Origin of the sequence: Burkholderia sp. BCC0044 (genome assembly GCF_902832955.1) — a bacterium.
In the GTDB taxonomy this organism is placed as follows: domain Bacteria; phylum Pseudomonadota; class Gammaproteobacteria; order Burkholderiales; family Burkholderiaceae; genus Burkholderia.
The window spans coordinates 835,663-854,295 of sequence record NZ_CADFDO010000004.1 but is presented as its reverse complement, the minus strand read 5'-3'; the positions used below and the strand labels follow the sequence as shown (position 1 = coordinate 854,295).

At 68.0% G+C, this 18,633-nt stretch carries 17 protein-coding genes; 10 read left to right on the top strand and 7 right to left on the bottom strand.

What is annotated here, in order from left to right:
• The first annotated feature begins 1 nt into the window (after position 1).
• Entirely contained in the window at positions 2 to 1,423 is a 1,422-nt protein-coding gene (locus HWX14_RS26585; protein ID WP_175885305.1) for a cytosine permease, read from the top strand.
• A 135-nt stretch (positions 1,424 to 1,558) separates the two neighbouring features.
• On the opposite strand, the gene HWX14_RS26580 is transcribed toward HWX14_RS26585, so the two are convergent.
• The 5 genes from HWX14_RS26580 to HWX14_RS26560 all read right to left on the bottom strand — a co-directional run bounded on the left by HWX14_RS26580 (position 1,559) and on the right by HWX14_RS26560 (position 9,708).
• The gene (locus HWX14_RS26580) at positions 1,559 to 3,838 is read right to left on the bottom strand and encodes an FdhF/YdeP family oxidoreductase (protein ID WP_175885304.1); all 2,280 of its coding nucleotides are present in this window, start codon (positions 3,836 to 3,838) and stop codon (positions 1,559 to 1,561) included.
• A gap of 123 nt (positions 3,839 to 3,961) precedes the next feature.
• The gene (locus tag HWX14_RS26575) at positions 3,962 to 6,811 is read right to left on the bottom strand and encodes an AAA family ATPase (protein WP_175885303.1); all 2,850 of its coding nucleotides are present in this window, start codon (positions 6,809 to 6,811) and stop codon (positions 3,962 to 3,964) included.
• A 635-nt stretch (positions 6,812 to 7,446) separates the two neighbouring features.
• Positions 7,447 to 7,716, bottom strand: coding sequence for a hypothetical protein (locus HWX14_RS26570; protein ID WP_175885302.1), 270 nt, complete (start codon positions 7,714 to 7,716; stop codon positions 7,447 to 7,449).
• A 104-nt stretch (positions 7,717 to 7,820) separates the two neighbouring features.
• The gene (locus tag HWX14_RS26565; protein WP_175885301.1) at positions 7,821 to 8,636 is read right to left on the bottom strand and encodes a family 1 encapsulin nanocompartment shell protein; all 816 of its coding nucleotides are present in this window, start codon (positions 8,634 to 8,636) and stop codon (positions 7,821 to 7,823) included.
• Positions 8,629 to 9,708, bottom strand: coding sequence for a Dyp-type peroxidase (locus HWX14_RS26560; protein WP_175885300.1), 1,080 nt, complete (start codon positions 9,706 to 9,708; stop codon positions 8,629 to 8,631). The genes HWX14_RS26565 and HWX14_RS26560 overlap by 8 nt, the downstream gene beginning before the upstream one ends.
• 417 nt (positions 9,709 to 10,125) lie before the next feature.
• Between HWX14_RS26560 and HWX14_RS26555 the strand changes: the two genes are divergently transcribed.
• From HWX14_RS26555 to HWX14_RS26535, 5 genes are all read left to right on the top strand, one after another.
• Positions 10,126 to 10,503: a LysR family transcriptional regulator gene (locus tag HWX14_RS26555; RefSeq protein ID WP_175885580.1), complete on the top strand. Its 378-nt coding sequence runs from the start codon at positions 10,126 to 10,128 to the stop codon at positions 10,501 to 10,503.
• Positions 10,500 to 10,952, top strand: coding sequence for a phosphate-starvation-inducible PsiE family protein (locus HWX14_RS26550; RefSeq protein ID WP_006498395.1), 453 nt, complete (start codon positions 10,500 to 10,502; stop codon positions 10,950 to 10,952). The genes HWX14_RS26555 and HWX14_RS26550 overlap by 4 nt, the downstream gene beginning before the upstream one ends.
• Positions 10,953 to 11,039: 87 nt before the next feature.
• Positions 11,040 to 11,495 (top strand): DUF1269 domain-containing protein, encoded by a 456-nt coding sequence (locus HWX14_RS26545; protein WP_175885299.1) that lies wholly within the window; start codon positions 11,040 to 11,042, stop codon positions 11,493 to 11,495.
• A 34-nt stretch (positions 11,496 to 11,529) separates the two neighbouring features.
• Positions 11,530 to 11,778, top strand: coding sequence for a hypothetical protein (locus tag HWX14_RS26540; RefSeq protein ID WP_006481293.1), 249 nt, complete (start codon positions 11,530 to 11,532; stop codon positions 11,776 to 11,778).
• A gap of 361 nt (positions 11,779 to 12,139) precedes the next feature.
• Entirely contained in the window at positions 12,140 to 13,564 is a 1,425-nt protein-coding gene (locus tag HWX14_RS26535) for a PLP-dependent aminotransferase family protein (protein WP_175885298.1), read from the top strand.
• A 30-nt stretch (positions 13,565 to 13,594) separates the two neighbouring features.
• Here the strand turns inward: HWX14_RS26535 and HWX14_RS26530 are convergent, their stop codons facing one another.
• A complete protein-coding gene (locus HWX14_RS26530; protein WP_175885297.1) occupies positions 13,595 to 14,755 on the bottom strand; it encodes an NAD-dependent formate dehydrogenase in 1,161 nt (386 codons plus the stop codon).
• 238 nt (positions 14,756 to 14,993) lie between these two features.
• On the opposite strand from HWX14_RS26530, the gene HWX14_RS26525 reads away from it, so the two are divergent.
• Both HWX14_RS26525 and HWX14_RS26520 read left to right on the top strand, forming a co-directional pair.
• Positions 14,994 to 16,523, top strand: a complete 1,530-nt coding sequence (locus tag HWX14_RS26525) for an FAD-dependent oxidoreductase (protein ID WP_175885296.1) — start codon at positions 14,994 to 14,996, stop codon at positions 16,521 to 16,523.
• 42 nt (positions 16,524 to 16,565) lie between these two features.
• Positions 16,566 to 16,943 carry a DUF5594 family protein gene (locus HWX14_RS26520; protein WP_175885295.1) on the top strand — a complete coding sequence of 126 codons (378 nt, stop codon included), beginning with the start codon at positions 16,566 to 16,568 and terminating at the stop codon, positions 16,941 to 16,943.
• A gap of 49 nt (positions 16,944 to 16,992) precedes the next feature.
• On the opposite strand, the gene HWX14_RS26515 is transcribed toward HWX14_RS26520, so the two are convergent.
• A complete protein-coding gene (locus HWX14_RS26515) occupies positions 16,993 to 17,211 on the bottom strand; it encodes a DUF6566 family protein (protein WP_006481288.1) in 219 nt (72 codons plus the stop codon).
• Positions 17,212 to 17,333: 122 nt separating this feature from the next.
• Between HWX14_RS26515 and HWX14_RS26510 the strand changes: the two genes are divergently transcribed.
• Entirely contained in the window at positions 17,334 to 17,972 is a 639-nt protein-coding gene (locus HWX14_RS26510) for an NAAT family transporter (RefSeq protein WP_175885294.1), read from the top strand.
• Between the two features lie 30 nt (positions 17,973 to 18,002).
• Positions 18,003 to 18,491 carry a hypothetical protein gene (locus HWX14_RS26505; protein ID WP_175885293.1) on the top strand — a complete coding sequence of 163 codons (489 nt, stop codon included), beginning with the start codon at positions 18,003 to 18,005 and terminating at the stop codon, positions 18,489 to 18,491.
• Positions 18,492 to 18,633 lie beyond the last annotated feature (142 nt).

Sequence of the window (18,633 nt, the reverse complement as noted above, 5' to 3'; positions counted from 1 at the left end):
CATGACGAACGCGGAACGCAATGCGTCCCCGATGATAGAGAAGCACACGATCGGCTATGTGCCGCCCACGGAACGCCACGGCAAGGTGCGCGACCTGTTCACGCTCTGGTTCGGCGGCAACATCGCGCCGCTGCCGATCGTGACCGGCGCGCTCGGCGTGCAGATGTTCCACCTGAACCTGATGTGGGGCATCGTCGCGATCGTCGTCGGCCAGGCGGTCGGCGGCGTGCTGATGGCGCTGCATTCGGCGCAGGGCCCGCAGATGGGCATCCCGCAGATGATCCAGAGCCGCGCGCAGTTCGGCTCGTGGGGCGCGCTGCTCGTCACGGTGATCGCGGCCGTGATGTACGTCGGCTTCTTCGCGTCGAACATCGTGCTCGCCGGCAAGTCGGTGCACGGCATCGCGTCGTCGGTGCCGGTGCCGGTCGGCATCGTGATCGGCGCGGTGGGCTCCGGGCTGATCGGGATCGTCGGCTACCGGTTCATCCACATCCTGAACCGCATCGGCACGTGGGTGCTCGGCATCGGCATCGCCGTCGGCTTCTGGATGATCCTGTCGCACGTGCACACCGCCGATTTCCTGACGCGCGGCGGCTTCGACTTCGCGGGCTGGCTCGCGACGGTGTCGCTGTCGGCGCTGTGGCAGATCGCGTTCGCGCCGTACGTGTCGGACTATTCGCGCTATCTGCCGGAGAACGTCGGCGTCGCGTCGACGTTCTGGGCGACCTACCTCGGCTGCACGATCGGCTCGACGCTCGCGTTCATCTTCGGTGCCGTCGCGGTGCTCGCGGTGCCGGCCGGCATGGACACGATGGATGCGGTCAAGCAGGCGACGGGCCCGCTCGGCCCGCTGATGCTCGTGCTGTTCCTGCTGAGCGTGATCAGCCACAACGCGTTGAACCTGTACGGCGCGGTGCTCGCGGTGATCACGTCGGTGCAGACGTTCGCGTACAAGTGGATTCCGACCGCGAAGGCACGCGCGGTGGTGTCGGTCGTGATCTTCGTCGCATGCTGCTACGCGGCGATCGGCGCGTCGACGAACTTCGTCGGCAACCTCGTCGATCTGGTGCTCGCGCTGCTGGTCGTGCTGGTGCCGTGGACGGCGATCAACCTGATCGACTTCTACGTGATCCACAAGGGCAAGTACGACATCCAGTCGATCTTCATGGCGGACGGCGGCATCTACGGCCGCTTCAATCCGCAGGCGCTGCTCGCGTATGCGATCGGCATCGCCGTGCAGATTCCGTTCATGAACACGCCGATGTATGCGGGCCCGATTCCCGCGCATCTGGGCGGTGCGGACCTGTCGTGGCTCGTGGGCCTGCTGCTGACGTCGCCGCTGTACTACTGGCTTGCGACGCGCGACAGCGCGTATCGGCGCCGGCAGGGCGGCGCGCACCTGCCGCCGACGGCGGCGCGGTAAGCGCGGCGTCGTTCGACGCGATCAAATGAAACGGCCGCCGCATCGATGGCGATGCGGCGGCCGCGAGCAGGAAGCGCAGGGCGGCAGGCGGGCAGAAGGGCGCGGCGTGTGCCGCGACCTCTGCCCACCGGCGGATCAGACCACAGCCGAGCGCGCGACGCGCACCGGCACCGACTTGTACGACGGCGTGCCGCTTTCCTTGTCGATGTAGTCGAGCGGCACGAGCACGTTCGCTTCCGGGTAGTACGCGCCGACCGAGCCCGGCGCGATGTCGTACTCGATCGCGGTGATCTTCTCGAGGCGCAGCGTACGGCCCGACGCGGTGACCGTCTCGATGTCGACGAGGTCGCCGTGTTCGAGCCCGTACTTCGCGAGATCGGCCGCGTTCATGAACAGCACGTCGCGCCGCCCGAACACGCCGCGATAGCGATCGTCGAGCCCGTAGATCGTCGTGTTGTACTGGTCGTGGCTGCGCAGCGTGATCAGCCGCAGCACCTGCTCGGCGCCGAGCACGTCCGCGTCTTCCTTCACGCCCTTGTAGACCGAGAACATCGCCTTGCCGGTCGGCGTCGGCCACACGCGCTCGGTGGGCGGCAACGGCAGGCGGAAGCCGCCTGGCGTGCGGATCCGCTCGTTGAACGCGTCGAAGCCGGCTACCGTCTTGTCGATCAGGTCGCGGATGCGGTCGTAGTCGGCGATCAGGTCGAGCCACGCGACCTTGCTGTTCGGCAGCGTCGCATGCGCGATGCCGGCGACGATCGCGGGCTCCGAGCGCAACTGGTCCGACGCGGGCTTGAGCTTGCCGGCCGACGCATGGACCATCGACATCGAATCCTCGACGGTGATCGATTGCCGGCCGGTGGCCTGCATGTCGAGCTCGGTGCGGCCGAGCACCGGCAGGATGAAGGTTTCCTTGCCGACCAGCAGGTGCGAACGGTTCAGCTTCGTGCCGAGATGCACGCTCAGGTCGAGCTTCGCCATCGCGGGGAACGACAGCTCGGGATCAGGCAGCGCGACCGCGAAGTTGCCGCCGAGGCACAGCAGCGCCTTCGCGGTGCCGTCGATCATCGCCTGCATGGCCTGCACCGCGTCATGCCCGTGCTGCGAAGGCGGCGTGAAGCCGCACACGTCCTCGATCTTCTTCAGGAATTCGGCCGACGGTTTTTCGGTGATGCCGACCGTGCGGTTGCCCTGCACGTTCGAATGGCCGCGCAGCGGGCACACGCCGGCGCCGGGCTTGCCGATGTTGCCGCGCATCAGCAGCAGGTCGGCGATCAGGCGTACGGTTGCCGTGCCCTTGTTGTGCTGCGTGACGCCCATTCCGTACGTGACGATCGTCGCGTTCGACTTCGCATACGCGAGCGCGACCTGTTCGAGCTGCTCCTGGCTCAGGCCGCTCGCGCGTTCGATGTCGTCCCACGACGTGGCCTCGAGGTCGGCCGAGAACGCGTCGAAGCCGTTGGTGTGCTGTGCGATGAAGTCGCGGTCGAGCACGTCGCCGCGTTCGGCCTCGAGCTTCAGCAGCGCCTTCATGATGCCCTTCAGCGCGGCCGCGTCGCCGCCCGCGTCGACCTGGTAGTACGTCGACGCGATCCGCGTCGAGCCGAACGACGCCATCTCGATCATGTCCTGCGGATCGGCGAAGCGTTCGAGCGCGCGCTCGCGCAGCGGGTTGAACACGATGATCGGCACGTTGCGGCGCGAACACTCGTGCAGCGTGCCCATCATCCGCGGATGGTTCGTGCCGGGGTTGTGGCCGATCGAGATGATCAGCTCGCAGTGGTCGAAATCCTCCAGCGATACGGTGCCTTTGCCGATGCCGATCGACTGCGGCAGGCCGACGCTGGTCGGCTCGTGGCACATGTTCGAGCAGTCGGGAAAATTGTTGGTGCCGAGCTCGCGTGCGAACAGCTGGTACAGGTACGCGGCTTCGTTCGACGCGCGGCCCGACGTGTAGAACTCGACCTGCTCGGGCGGCAGCGCGCGCAGCACTTCGCCGATGCGCGCGAACGCGTCGTCCCATTCGATCGCGCGGAACGTGTCGGTCGCGCGGTCGTAGACGAGCGGATGCGTGAGCCGGCCCATGTTCTCCAGTTCGTAGTCCGACATGCGCAGCAGCGACGACACGGTGTTCGCCGCGAAGAACTCGGGCGTCACGCGCTTGGTCGTCGCTTCCCACGTGACGGCCTTCGCGCCGTTCTCGCAGAACTGGAACGTCGACTTGTGTTCCTTGTCCGGCCACGCGCAGCCGGGGCAGTCGAAGCCGTCGGGCTGGTTGGTCCGCATCAGCACGATCGGCGCCTCGATGGTTTCCATCTGCGTGCGCACCGCATCGGCTGTCGCGCGAAGCGCGCCCCAACCGCCGGCGGGCCCGTCGTATTTCCTGATGCCTGGCACTTCGCGTCGATTTGTCATGTGAATCTCCAATAGCCGGGCCCGGTGCGGGTGGCTCGGTTGCGCCGTGTCGCGGCGTGGGGCGGCTCCGTCCAGAGGGCGAAGCCGATCATGCGTGCCCCGGGTGGCAGGGCACGCGTTTTTTTAGTGCGCGTCCTTCTTCGCGCCGGAAGACTTCTTGCCCGACGGCTTCGCGGCAGGCGGCGGGGCGTCGGCGGGTGCGTCGTCCGACTTCGCGTCCGCTGCTGCCTTGGCGGCCTTGCCGTTCGGTTTGGCCTTGCCGTCGGCGTCCTTCGCGTCTTTCGTGTCCTTGGCTTCCTTCGCTTCAGGCGCGGCGAGCGTGTTGAACGTCACTTCGTCGCTGTCCTTGTCGTAGTCGACCTCGCACTTGTCGCCCGACTTCAGCCGGTCGGCGAGGATCTCCTTCGCGAGCCGCGTCTCGATGGTCTGCCGGATCTGTCGTTTCAGCTCGCGCGCGCCGAATTCCGGCTGGTAGCCGGCTTCGGTCAGGTGCGCGACGAGCGAGTCGCCCATCACGAGCGTGATGTCCTGCGCGGCGGCCGTGCGCACCACGCGGTCGAGCTGGATCTGCACGATCGCGCGGATGTTCTCCTTCGACAGCGCGTGGAAGACGATCACCTCGTCGATCCGGTTCAGGAACTCGGGACGGAAATGGCCCTTCAGCACCTGCATCAGTTCCTCGCGGATCGCCTTGTCGGTTTTGCGCGCGGCTTCCGGCTGCGTGAGGTTGTCCATGATGATCGCCGCGCCGAGGTTGCTGGTCGCGATGATGATCGTGTTGCTGAAATCGACGACGCGGCCCTTGCCGTCGGTCAGACGCCCGTCGTCGAACACCTGCAGCAGCACGTTGTAGACGTCCGGATGCGCCTTCTCGATCTCGTCGAGCAGGATCACGCTGTACGGGCGGCGTCGCACGCGCTCGGTGAGCTGGCCGCCTTCGTCGTAGCCGACGTAGCCGGGCGGCGCGCCGATCAGCCGCGCGACCGCATGCCGCTCCATGTATTCCGACATGTCGATGCGGATGATCGCCTGCTCGTCGCCGAACACGGTCTCGGCCAGCGCCTTCGCGAGTTCGGTCTTGCCGACGCCCGTCGGCCCGAGGAACAGGAACGTCGCGATCGGCCGGTGCGTCTGCCCGAGCCCCGCACGTGACAGCCGCACCGCATCGCTGACGGCGACCACCGCGTCGCTCTGGCCGACCACGCGCTCGCGCAGTTGCTCCTCCATCTTCAGCAGCTTCTGGCGTTCTTCCTGCGTGAGTTCGGACACGGGGATGCCGGTCAGCCGCGACACGACCTCGGCCACCGATTCGACGGTCACTTCGAGCGTTTCCGAACCGGTCTTGCGCTGCCACGCCTCCATCATCTCGTCGACGGCCGTCTGCTTCGCGTTGATCTGCTCTTCGAACTGCTTCGCTTCGTCGAAGCGCTTGCGCGACGTCGCATAGTCCTGCTCGCGCTTCAGTTGCGCGATCTGCGCTTCGCCTTCCTGAATGTCGACCGGGCGCGACGTCGCGCCGATCCGCACGCGCGCGGCGGCCTGGTCGATCAGGTCGATCGCCTTGTCGGGCAGGAAGCGCGACGTGATGTAGCGGTCGGCGAACTCGGCGGCCGCGACGAACGCGTCGTCGGCGAACGTCACCTGGTGGTGCGCCTCGAGGCTGTCGCGCAGCCCGCGCAGGATCACGATCGTCTGCTCGACGCTCGGCTCCGGCACGAACACGGGCTGGAAGCGGCGTTCGAGCGCGGCGTCCTTCTCGATGTACTTCTGGTATTCGTTGAGCGTCGTCGCGCCGATCAGGCTCAGCTCGCCGCGCGCGAGCGCGGGCTTCAGCACGTTCGCGATGTCGAGGCCGCCTTCGCCGCCGCCCTGGCCCGCGCCGACGATCGTATGCAGCTCGTCGATGAACAGGATCAGCTCGTCCTGCTTCGCGGTCACTTCGTCGATCAGCTGCTTCGCGCGTTCCTCGAATTCGCCGCGATATTTCGCGCCGGCCACCATCGAGTTGATGTTGACTTCGACGAGCCGCTTGTCGCGCAGCACTTCGGGCACGTCGCCGTTGACGATGCGCTGCGCGAGCCCTTCGACGATCGCCGTCTTGCCGACGCCCGGCTCGCCGATCAGCACCGGGTTGTTCTTCTTGCGGCGCGCGAGCACCTCGATCGTGCTCTCGATTTCCTGCGCGCGGCCGAGCACCGGATCGAGCTTGCCCTGGCGCGCGATCGCGGTGAGGTCGCGGCCGAACTTGTCGAGGTTCGGCGTGCCGGTCGGCGCATCGACGCGGCCGTCCTCCGCGCCCTTGCCGACCACCTTCACGACCTTCTGGCGCAGCGCCTCGGGCGTCACGCCGTATTTCTTCAGCAGCGTGCCGGCGACGCTGTCCGGCACCGATGCGAGTCCGATCAGCAGGTGTTCGGGGCCGATGTACGAGTGGCCGAGATCGCGCGACGCCTGGAACGCGTACTGCACGGCCTTCTTCACGCGCGGCGAGATCGACAGCTTGTCGAGCGGCGCATCGGGGTCGGCCGTGCCGGTGTGCGCATGCGCGTCGATGTACGACTTGATGTCCTCTGGCGACAGCTTCAGTTCCTTCAGCAGCGCGGCGCACACGTCGGTGTCCGCGAGCGCGTACAGCAGGTGCTCGGAATCGAGCTCGCTGCGGCGCAGCTCGTGCGCCTTCTCGGCCGCGCGCTGCAGCAGTTCGAGCGTCTGTTCGCTGAATGCGTCGGTCGGGTCGACCGATTCGCGCGGAATCTCGGCGGCGAGCGGTGAGTCGTCGCCGAGGCCGCCGAACAGCGACGACGGTCCGCCACCGCCCAGCAGCGAATCGAACGGATTCAGCATGCTCTGATGCCGCATCAGCTGTCGGAAGTGGTAATCGCAGATCGAGATCGTCTTGCGCTCGCCGTCCTGCATCACGGTGGCGCGCGCGACGGCCGGCCGGGCGTGACAGATATCGCAAAGTGCGGGCATGGTGGTCTGGCTCCTGTCGGTGAAGGTGGGTCGAAGGGTGAAGCCCGATGCGGTGCGGCGCTCGCGCGTCCCGATCGCGACCGGACGGCGCGCACGACGCGCACGGCACGGCGCGCACCGCGGCGGCGCGCGTGCCGCACCCGTGCGGTCGCGCAGCGCGCGCCGGCGTGGCGCACGATCGCGGTCGGGGCGGGAAGCGCGAGTGCTGCGAGGAGCCCACGGCATCGCTTCGACTGCGTTCAAAATAGCGAATCGGCGCGGGCCATCCAAGACACAGTTCCGTGCCGGACCGGCCGTGAATTGCACCCTCACATGCGCGCGCGATTCTGCGGCAAGGAGTACAGACGGGCGTGCGCACGGCGGCGCGGGCGTGCGCGGCGCGGGCGGCTTGCGGGGGAAGGGGGCGGGAACGGGCGGCGCGCGAACGGCGCGCGGTGCGACATCGGCGCGCAGGGTGCCGGCAGCGGGCAAACGGGGGGCGAAGCCGGACGCGCAGAACGGGACGCGACGCGCGGCGCGGGCGCGACGCGGTGACGACCGACCCCGCACGCACCGCGGATGCGCGTCGTGGGGCCGGCGAAGGCGAGGGCGGGTTGCACGGTGCGGGCCCGACATCGCGCGACCGTGGTGGGGTGTCAGTCCGTGACTGTCATCGCGAGCCTTTGTCGCGCGATCTGCTTCACGTACGTCGACAATGACGCATTCTGCAGACCATTGGCCCAGACGGAGAACGAATCCTCGATCAGGTTGCGCGTGTCGGGCGGCAGCTCGGCCAGCATCAGCGACACGACGGTAAACAGCACGGCGGTGTCGCCGGCCTGGCGGCTGGCGTTCGCATCGACCGTCTGCTTCAGGGTCGCGACAGACGCCTGCAGCGCCTGTAATGCATCATTCGATTCGCTCATGAGATCCTCTATGCAAGATGGACTGGATCGGCGACGAACCTGCGGCCGGCGGCGCGGCCGCCGCGCGCGACGCCCGGGCGGGCAGCGCGCGCCGGCAACCGCGCTCAGGCGGCCGCGTTGCCCTGCGGCGCCACGGCCACCGATGCCTCGCTCGTCAGCATCAGGAACGTGAACGTTTCGCGCAGGTACAGGCGGACGCTCTTGTCGGTGTGGCTCGTGTAGCCGATCGACACGTCTTCCCCGAGGTGCAGCTCGTAATCGCCGCCGCGCGTGGACAGCACGCAGCCGCCGCTGATCGCCGGCGCCCAGATGATCTCGCCGCTGACGATCCGCTTGATATGGCCGAGGACCGGATAGCCCTGGTCGCGCGCTTCGCTGAGCGCGGTGTACGCGTCCGACCCGAGCACGACCGAGTACGGGCCGTCGACGCCGGCGAGGCGCAGCGCTTCCAGCGCGTCGCTGATCGCGTCCGGGTACGCGCCGACGTCCGCCGGCAGCGTGAGCCGGCGGTTCGACGTGCCTTCGCGGATGCCGACGATGCCGGCCGCGTGGTAGCCGTCGAAGATCGCGCCGTCTTCGGCGAACGCGAGCCGCTGCGCGGCTTCCTTCGCCGGCTGCCAGTCGGCGTCGCGCGCGCCGCGCTCGACGCTGTCGATCGCGTCGCGGCTCAGCTCGAACGGCACCGTCAGCTCGACGATCGTGCGCGCTTCGCGCAGCCGCGCGTTCATGAGCTCGCGCGGCGCGGCGACGTCGAGCAGGTGCCCGGTGCCGACGGCCGACAGCTCGGGGCCTGCGGGGCCGTCGACGTCGACGACGCGGCGGCCGGCCACCGATCGTTTGAAGGTGCGCGCCACTTCCTCCTCGATTTGTTCCCAGGCGGACGACGAGATCGGGGCGAGTTCGCGATGCAGGTTATTCATAGGTCGGGGTTCCTTTCAGCGAGCCGATGTTCAGCGAGCCGTCGCGATGCGGTGCGGCAGGCGCGGACGACGTGGATTCCGGTGGGGTGGCTTCGGCGGCCGGCGCCGGGCGGTCGGCGAGCGCTTCGAGCAGGTCGGCCGACGGCACGAAGAACAGCGAGCCGGTGACCGCGCGGCTGTAGTCGAGCAGGCGGTCGTAGTTGCCGGGCGGGCGGCCGACGAACATGTTCTCGAGCATCTGCTCGATCGGCGCCGGCGAGCGCGCATAGCCGATGAAATAAGTGCCGAATTCGCCGGCGCCCGGGCGCCCGAACGGCATGTTGTCGCGCAGGATCTTCACTTCCTGGCCGCCCTCGTCGAGCGTGGTCAGCGAGCTGTGCGAGCACGACGGCTTCACGTCCGGCGCGAGCTCGATGTCGGACAGCTTGGTGCGGCCGATGATGCGCTCCTGCGTCTCGACCGCGAGCGCGTTCCAGCCGGCCATGTCGTGCAGGTACTTCTGCACGAGCACGTAGCTGCCTCCCGCGAATTCGGCGTCTTCGTCGCCGATCACCGTGAAGTCGACCGCTTCGCGGCCTTCCGGGTTCTCGGTGCCGTCGACGAAGCCGATCATCGCGCGCTGGTCGAAATTGCGGAAGCCGTGCACCTCGTCGACGACCGTGACCGCGTCGCCGAGCGCATTGAGCAATTGCGTCGCCAGTTCGAAGCACAGATCCATCGCTTCCGCGCGGATGTGCAGCAGGATGTCGCCGGGCGTCGCAACCGCGACGCGCTGGCCGGCGCCGAATTCGCGGAACGGATGCAGCGACGCGGGGCGCGGCTCGCCGAACAGCGCATCCCATGCGTCGGAGCCGAAGCCGCACACGCACGTGAGGTTGCCGCCCGGCACGCGCTTGCCGACCGAGCGCACGAGCGCGGCGATGTCGCCGCACCACGAACGGATCGTGTCGGCGTGATCGGCGCCGGGATTGATCGTCGCCACGAGAAAGATCGCGCTGCGCGTGATCGTGCTGTGTACGGCCTGGGAGAGCGGGGGAGGAGGTGTCTGCATCGCGGCCTGCCGGTCAGTCATGTCGGGACGGACGGGCCGCGGCAGCCGCGGCGCGCGAAGGCGAACGGTTGAACTGTGTCATGCGACTGTTCTCTGTGCTTGGTGACATGCGGATGAAGGACGTTGCGCGGGCATCGCGCAACGGGCCGCAGCAGCGGCGGCCGGCCCCCGGCGCGAAGGGGAGGCAGACCTGGCGCCGCGCGTTCGCCCGGCGCGTGAGCTGCCGCACCGCGTAACGTCGTCGAGCCTGCAATCTAGCAGCTTCGGCGGGTCTTTGGAACACGTATCGACGATCTGTCATTCGAATGGATCAACCAGGGCCGGGTTTTGTGCGGCGCCCGCGCAGCTGTACTCCTGGCGCGCGCGGCGCTGTGCTCTTGAGCGTGCGTGTCGCGTGCAGTAGATTAGGTTCCGCTCCGCCCGACGACGGCCATCATGATGAACCTTCTGGAAGCGATGCGTATTTTCGGTGCAATCGTCGAGCATGGCGGGCTGTCCGGCGCGGCGTCCGATCTGAAGCTCGACGTCGCACAGGTGAGCGCGCGGCTCGACGGTCTCGAACGCTATCTCGGCTGCCGGTTGTTGCTGGACCGCTCGGGCGACGAGGTCGTGTGCACCGACGCCGGCGTCGCGTTTTACGCGTGTTGCCGGCGCACGCTGTCCGCGGTCGCTCAGGCGACCGGCGCGAGCGGAGCCGGTGCGTGCGCAACGGTTTCCCGTTCGCCCGTCGCGGGCTTTCCGTTGCCCGACACCACCCGCCGCGGCGATGGCGCATCGATCGCCGCCCCTACGACCCTGCACCGGATAACGCGTTGAACACGTCCACTGCATCCGCCGATACGGCCGCCGAGCGCATCCGTCGCCGCTTCGGCCATTTCCTTCACGCGGCCGAGCTGGCCGGGCTGGTCGTGATCGGGCTGGCCACCGCGTTCGCGATGACGCAGGAAGCGTGGAAGGTCGTGCTCGCGGGCGAAGTGTCGCTGACCGATCTGCTGCTGATGTTCCTGTATCTGGAAGTGCTCGCGATGGATTTGCGCTACCTGCGGCTCGGCCGGCTGCCGGTGCGGTTTCCGCTGTTCATCGCGATGACGTCGCTCGCGCGCGACCTGATCCTGCGCGGCGCGACCGACAGCCCCGAGCGGATGCTGATGACGACCTTCGGGATCGTGCTGCTCGCGGTCGGCGTGCTGATCCTGAGTTTCGGCCAGCATCGCTTTCCGGCCGATGTCGACGATGTCGAGGACGACGTGCATGCCCGCAAGTAACGCGCGGGCAGCGTTCGAAGCGAAGCGCGGCGCGCCGTACGCGGCGCGGCGGCTCACCCTCATTCATTCAATCAAGCGAGGTGTCGCATGACCAGGCAATTGATCGTCGCCGTGTTCGGCAGCGTCGAGACGGCCCGCCAGGCCGCGCACGATTTCGACGCACTGTCGGAGAAGAACGAAGGATTCCACATCGAGAATGGCGTCGTCGTCGAGAAGGACGCGAACGGCAAGCTCGCAGTGCTCGACGCCGAATCGCGGCCGTTCAAGGGCGGCGTGATCGGTGCGATCGCGGGCGGCTTGCTCGGCCTGCTCGCCGGGCCGCTCGGTGTGGTGACCGGCATGGCGGCCGGCGCGGGCGCCGGCATTCTCGCGCAAGCGGCCGGCAATGCGCTGCTCGACGGCACGTTCGTCGAGACGGTCGCGGCGCGGCTGGTGCCTGGCAGCGTGGCGGTCATTCTCGAAGCGAAGGAGGACACGCCGTTCTCGGTCGACAACGTCGTCACGGGATTCGGCGGCAAGGTCTTTCGCCAGGCGCTCGACTGAGCGCACCCCTTTCGAACCGATTCGGGAGAACTGCATGCGCATCGATCAATCGTATCGCCGCTTCGACATCGCGGCGACGCTGTCGCCGCTGCCCGGCAACCGCGCGATCGCGAGCGTCGACGTGACGACCGACGATCCGGGCCGCCTCGCCGATCTCGGCACCGGCCAGTTCCTGCAGATCCGCAAGTGGCTCGAGTCGAACGACGTCGCGCTGCTGACGGTGGTGTTCGACGAGTGCAAGGTCGCGATCGACCACTACGCGGACAACGTCGACGACGCCTGATTGCGAGCGAGCCCGCGCATGGCCGGGCTTCGCGTCGCCACCGACTTGCCTGCCTTCGGCGGTACATCGTGACGTGCGCACGGCGAACGGCGGCCGCGCCGTCGCGTGCGCATCTGTTCACCACGCCGGCCGGATTTGGCGTTTCCTCGCCAAACTGTCACTTACATTCGCCGAAATGACGCAGTAGGATGCCGAACCTTGTCTAGATGAGATTCGCATTGCTATCCGCCTTCAATTTCGGTAACGGACGAGGTTCGAACCGGGACACCCGCACCCGGCGACGGCTATCCGGCTTCGTGCGTCGGCGCGGCCGTGCGGCCCATGCGGCGCAGGCCGGTTCATCGCTGGCGGGGCGAGGCGGATGAAGCTCTACGAGAAATTTGCGAACGACGTAGAGCGACTCATTCGGCAAGGCGTATATCGACACGGCGATCGTGTGCCGTCGGTGCGGCAGGCGAGCCAGCAGCACCGGATCAGCATCACGACCGTGCTGCATGCATATCTGCTGCTGGAAAGCCGCGGGCTGCTCGAAAGCCGGCCGCAGTCGGGCTATTTCGTGAACCTGCGGCGCGACGACGGCCATGCGCCGGTGCGCGAGTTGCGGCCGTCGAAGCCGATCGCGATCTCGTCGTCGGTCGACGTGAGCCGGCTCGTGCTGTCGACGCTGCGCTCGATCGGCACGGACGACGCGGTGCCGCTCGGCTCGCCGTATCCGGACCCGAGCCTGTTTCCGTTCGAGAAGCTGAACCGCTACGCGTATGCGGCCGGCCGCGACAAGTCGCTGTGGGGCGTGACCGACGGGCTGCCACCCGGACACCCGCGGCTGATCCGGCAGATCGCGCGCCGCTATCTGGAAAACGGGATGTCGGTCGACCCGAACGAGATCATCGTGACGGTGGGCGCGACGGAGGCGATCAACCTGTGCCTGCAGGCGGTCGCGAAGCCGGGCGACACGATCGCGGTGGAATCGCCGACGTTCTACGCGATGCTGCATGCGATCGAGCGGATGGGGATGAAGGCGATCGAAGTGGCCACGCATCCGGAATACGGGATCGACATCGCGGCGCTGGCCGCGATCGCGAAGTCGCAGCCGATCGCCGCGTGCATGGTGATGCCGAATTTCCAGAATCCGCTCGGCTTCCAGATGCCGGACGAGCGCAAGCGCGAACTGGTTGAGTTCGCAACGAAGGCCGACCTGCCGATCATCGAGAACGGCGTATACAACGAACTGTATTTCGGCAACACGCATCCGAGCATGCTGAAGTCGTTCGACCGACATGGCATCGTGCTGCACTGTTCGTCGTTCTCGAAGAGCCTGACGGCCGCGTACCGGATCGGCTGGGCGCTGCCGGGCCGCTACCGCGAACAGGTCGAGAAACTGAAGTTCCTCAATACGCTCGCGACGCCGTCGTTGCCGCAGCTCGCGATCGCGGAGTTTCTCGAACGCGACGGCTACGAACATCACCTGCGGCGGATTCGCAAGGCGTATGCGCAGCAGGCGAACCTGATGCGTGCGATGGTGTCGCGATTCTTTCCCGAAGGCACGCGTATTTCGAGCCCGGCGGGCGGTTACGTGCTGTGGGTCGAGCTGCCCGCGCAGGTCGATGCGATGCGGCTGTACCAGCTTGCGCTGGAGCAGGGGATCACGATCGGGCCCGGCTACATGTTCTCGATCGCGGACACCTACCGGAACTTCATCCGGCTGAACTACAGCAGCCCGTGGTCGCCGGAAATCGAGCAGGCGGTCGTCGCGGTCGGCAAGCTCGCCGCAGCCTGCGTCGGCTGAGCGCGCCGCCGCGCGCGACGCGACGCGACGTCACGTCAGCCGATACGACTGCGCGCCGGTGCCCGCGAGCGTGCCGCCGTCGACGATCAGGTATTCGTTGCGGATCGGCCTGCCGTCGAACCAGCATTGCAGGATCTCCAGCGTGCCGGCCGCATAGCGCGCCTGCGCGGACAACGACGTGCCGGAGATGTGCGGCGTCATCCCGTTGAACGGCATCTTGCGCCACGGGTGATCGGCCGGCGCCGGCTGCGGAAACCACACGTCGCCGCCATAGCCGGCGAGATGGCCGGACGTGAGCGCATTCACGACCGCGTCGCGGTCGACCAGCTTCGCGCGCGCGGTGTTGATCAGGTACGCGCCGCGTTTCATCCGCGCGATCATCGCCGCGTCGAACAGGTGCTCGGTCGACGGGTACAGCGGAATCTGCAGGTTGACGATATCGACGGCGCTCGCGAGCGACGCCACGTCGGCGTGATACGTGAGCGCGAGCGCCTGCTCGATCGACGCATCGAGCCGGTGGCGCTGCGTGTAGTGCAGATGCAGGCCGAACGGTTGCAGCCGGCGCAGCACGGCGAGGCCGATGCGCCCCGCGCCGACCGTGCCGAAATGCATCCCTTCGACGTCGTAGCTGCGCGACACGCAGTCGGCGATGTTCCAGCCGCCCTGCTGCGCGATCGCATGCGACGGCAGATAGTTGCGCACCAGCGCGAGCGTCGTCATCACCACGTGCTCGGCGACGCTGATGCTGTTCGAGCCGGTGACTTCGGCAACCGTGATGTGCGCGCGTGCGGCGGCGTCCAGATCGACGTGATCGGAGCCGATGCCGGCCGTGAGCGCGAGCTTCAGCTTCGGCGCGCGGGCGATCCGTTCGGCCGTCAGGTACGCGGGCCAGAACGGCTGCGAAATCACCACGTCCGCTTCGGGCAGTCGGCGCTCGAATTCGGAGTCGGGGCCGTCCTTGTCGCTCGTGACGATCAGCGTGTGGCCATGCGCTTCCAGATAGCCGCGCAAGCCGAGCGCGCCGGACACCGAGCCGACGAGTTCGCCGGGCCGGAAGCCGGGCGGGCCGGCCGGCGTCGGCGCGGTTTGACCGTCCGCATAGCGCGTGATGACCGGAATCGCGTCGCGCACGTAGCGCGGCGGATAGCCGTCGACGGGATCGGGGTAGAGCACGCACAGCACGGTAGCCATCGGGTAGCGCTCCTTTGACAGCGGAAGGTGGCACGCGGATTGCGCGGGTCGCGCGGCCCCCGGCCCCTTGCAGCGCGGCCGGCGTGTTGCGCCGCAACGTCGATCACGTTCTACGCCGGTCGTGGATCGCGTACAAGCTACAGTCCGCGTTTGCGTGCGCTGCGGGGCGTCTGTACCTGTTCTTTTCAGGAGGGATGTCGATAATGGGATCGTTACCTGACTTTTCGGGAGCCACGTCATGACTGGAAGCGATGCGTCCTCACGCCCCGATCTCACGCAAGGGATCGCGCTCGACGATCTCGCCGACGGCGCGATGATCGAAGGCCATGTCGGCGATGCGGCGGTGCTGCTCGTGCGCCGCGGCGACGAACTGTTCGCGGTGGGCGCGCAATGCCCGCACTACGGCGGCCCGCTGGCCGAGGGCCTGGTGGTCGGCGACACGATTCGCTGCCCGTGGCATCACGCGGCGTTCTGCCTGCGCACCGGCGAAATGGAGCGCGCGCCGGCGCTCGACGGGCTGCCGTGCTGGCGCGTCGAGCGGCGCGACGGCCGCGCCGTTGTACTCGATGCGCGGCCGGCCACTGTGCCGCCTGCGCCGAAGGCGGCCGGGCTGCCCGCGTCGGTCGTGATCGTCGGCGGTGGTGCCGCTGCGATCGCAGCGGCCGTCACGCTGCGGCAGGAAGGCTATCCGCATCCGATCACGCTGCTGAGCGCCGATGCCGATCCGCCGTACGACCGGCCGAACCTGTCGAAGGATTACCTCGCGGGCACGGCAGAGGCCGATTGGCTGCCGCTGCGCGCGCCGTCGTTCTATACCGGGCAGCGGATCGACGTGCGCTGCAACACGCGGGTCGCGCGCATCGATCCCGCGCAACAGGCGGTCGAGCTGGCCGACGGCAGCCGTATCGAATACGGCGCGCTGCTGCTCGCGACCGGCGCCGAGCCGAATCGGCTGAATGTGCCCGGCGCCGATTTACCGCACGTTTGTACGTTGCGCTCGCGCGCCGATTGCGATGCGCTGATCGCGAAGCTGAAAACCGCGCGCCGCTGCGTGGTGGTCGGCGCGAGCTTCATCGGGCTCGAAGCGGCCGCCGCGTTGCGCACGCGCGGGCTCGACGTGCAGGTGGTCGCGCCCGATACGCATCCGATGAGCCGCGTGCTCGGCGATGCGCTCGGCGACACGATCAAGGCGCTGCACGAAGCGCACGGCGTCGTGTTTCATCTCGGCACGACGCCCGCGCGGATCGAACCGGACAGCGTGACGCTGTCGAACGGCGACGTGCTGCCGGCCGATGTCGTATTGGTCGGCATCGGCGTGCATCCGAACGTCGGGCTCGCGCAGGACGCGGGGCTCGCCGTCGAGCGCGGCGTGACGGTCGACCGCTTCCTGCAGACGAGCGCGCCCGGCATCTATGCGGCCGGCGATATCGCGCGCTGGCCCGATCCGTTGACGGGCGAGCGGATTCGCGTCGAGCACTGGGTCGTCGCCGAGCGGCAGGGCATCGTCGCCGCGCGCAACATGCTCGGCCAGCAGCGGCCGTTCGACGCGGTGCCGTTTTTCTGGAGCCAGCATTACGACCTGACGATCCGCTATGTCGGGCATGCGGAGCAATGGGATCGCGTCGAGATCGACGGCGACCTCGGCGCGCACGATTGCTCGATCGCGTATTGGCGCGGCAACACGCGGCTCGCGGTCGTGACGATCGCCCGCGATCTCGACAGCCTGAAGGCCGAAGCGGCGCTCGAGCGGCAGATGGCGTCGGCATAAAAGCAGCATGACGATACCCACCGAACCTTGAAGGGAGATGAGATGAACCCCGACGTCCGTGCCCGTTTCGAAACCGAGTTCGCGCCGCGCATCGCGACGCGCCTGCGTGGCCTTTATCAGCCCGGTGAAGTGAAGGTCGACGTCGTGCCGCACGACGGGCAGGGCAGCCCGACCTGCGTCGACGTGATCGGCCTCACGTCGACGGTCGGCCTGCCGAATCGGTTGAACGCGCGGCTCGCGTGGCGCGACGATGCGGTCGCCGATCTGCTGGCCGAGCCCGACCGCAGCCGCTTCGATCGCTATCTCGCGGCGCTGCCGGTCACGATCGAGCGCTGGCAGATGGAGTTGCCGGTCGATTTCAGCAGCCGGACGCAGCGCGATCGCGAGATCCTGATCGGCGACCTCGATTTCGATGCGTGACGGGCATCGTGCGACGCAGGCCGATGGCGTGCGGCCGAACCGCGCGCGGTTACCGGTCGCGCGTTCGGATGATCACGCGCCCCTGATCGATGCCGCCGCGCAGCGCCTCGTCGCACGTGAGCCATTCGGGCGTGACGAGTTCGGGCGCGGGCAGATCGACGGGCGCACCGTCGCGGAAGATCCGCACCTGCGCGACCCACGCGCCGTTCGCGTTGCGCGTCGCGTCGACGCGAATTTCGTGACCCATGAAAGTGTCGGTGGCTTGCATCGAACGGGGCCCTCCGTCGTGAATGAACGTGGTGCGTGGATCGTATCAGCATGGCGTGCGCCGCGCATCGAAAACGAACCGACGGCTGCCTGTCATTTGCCGCGCGTGACGGGAGCGACCCTGTGGCCTTCGACCTGACCTTTTCGATCAAGGTATTCGCGGCGCTGTTCGCGATCATGAACCCGATCGCGAACATCCCGGTGTTCCTGTCGCTGACCGAAGGCGCAGCGGACGGCGTGCGCCGCAAGGTCGCGCTGACGGCCGCGATCGGCGTGACGGTCGGCTGCATCGTGTCGGCCGTCGCGGGCGGCGCGATCCTGCGCGTGTTCGGTTTGACGATCGACGATTTCCGCCTCGCGGGCGGGTTGCTCGTGCTGCTGATCGCGCTGTCGATGCTGCATGGCGCACCGAGCCGCCAGCATGCGCCGGGCAGCGACGAAGGCGCCGATCCGACGGCCGCCGAAAGCGTCGCGATCTACCCGCTGACGATCCCGCTGCTGGTCGGCCCCGGCACGATCGCGACGATGATCGTGCTCGGGCACAGCGCCGTCGCGACCGCGCAGGAACTCGCGTTCGCGCTCGGGCTCGGTGCGTTTCTCGTGCTGCTGGCCGTGTCGCTGTTGTCGGCGCCGCTGATCGGCCATTATCTGTCGCCGCGCGTGACGGCCGTCACGCAGCGCCTGATGGGGATGATTCTCGCGGCGATCGCGATGCAGATGATCGTCGCGAGCCTGAAGGCCGCGTTCGGGCTGCCGCACTGAGCGTGCCCGTTCGATTGCAAGGAGTCGCTGATGAACACGCTGATCGTGTTGTCCTATCCCGATCTCGACGCGGCGCGTCGCGTGCTGGCCGAACTCGGCACGTTGCGCGACCGGCACGTCGTCGCGCTCGCGGGTGTCGTGATCGTCGAATGCTCGACGGACGGACAGTTGCGCACGCATGCAGTCGATCCGGGCCGCGTGTCGTCCGGATCGCTGCTCGACAGCGTGGTCGCGCATATCGAATCGTCGCTCGACGCGTGGCGCGAGCGGCCGGTGGACGATGCGCTGACCGACCGCGTCGCGCGCAAGGCGCGCCCCGGCACGGTGTCGCTCGGGCTGGCCGCGACGCAGGTCGACATCTACGCGCTGAGCGCGGCGCTCGCGCCGCTGGGCGGCGAAGTGGCCGACACGACGCTGTCGATCGACGACGAACTGAAGCTCGTCGAAGCGATCTCGAACGCGCGTGACGGCAATAGCGGCAACATCGGCAACGACGGCGGCGGCCCGCCGGCGGACTGACGCGCCGCCCCCGTCTTTCCCCGAAATCGAAGCGCTTCCTGTCCGCGCATCACGGCGCGTGCGTCATGGCACGTGCATCGCGGCGCGCCGCGCGCGCTGCACAGGCGCATGCCTTGCTCGATCGGCTCGACGGTCATATGCA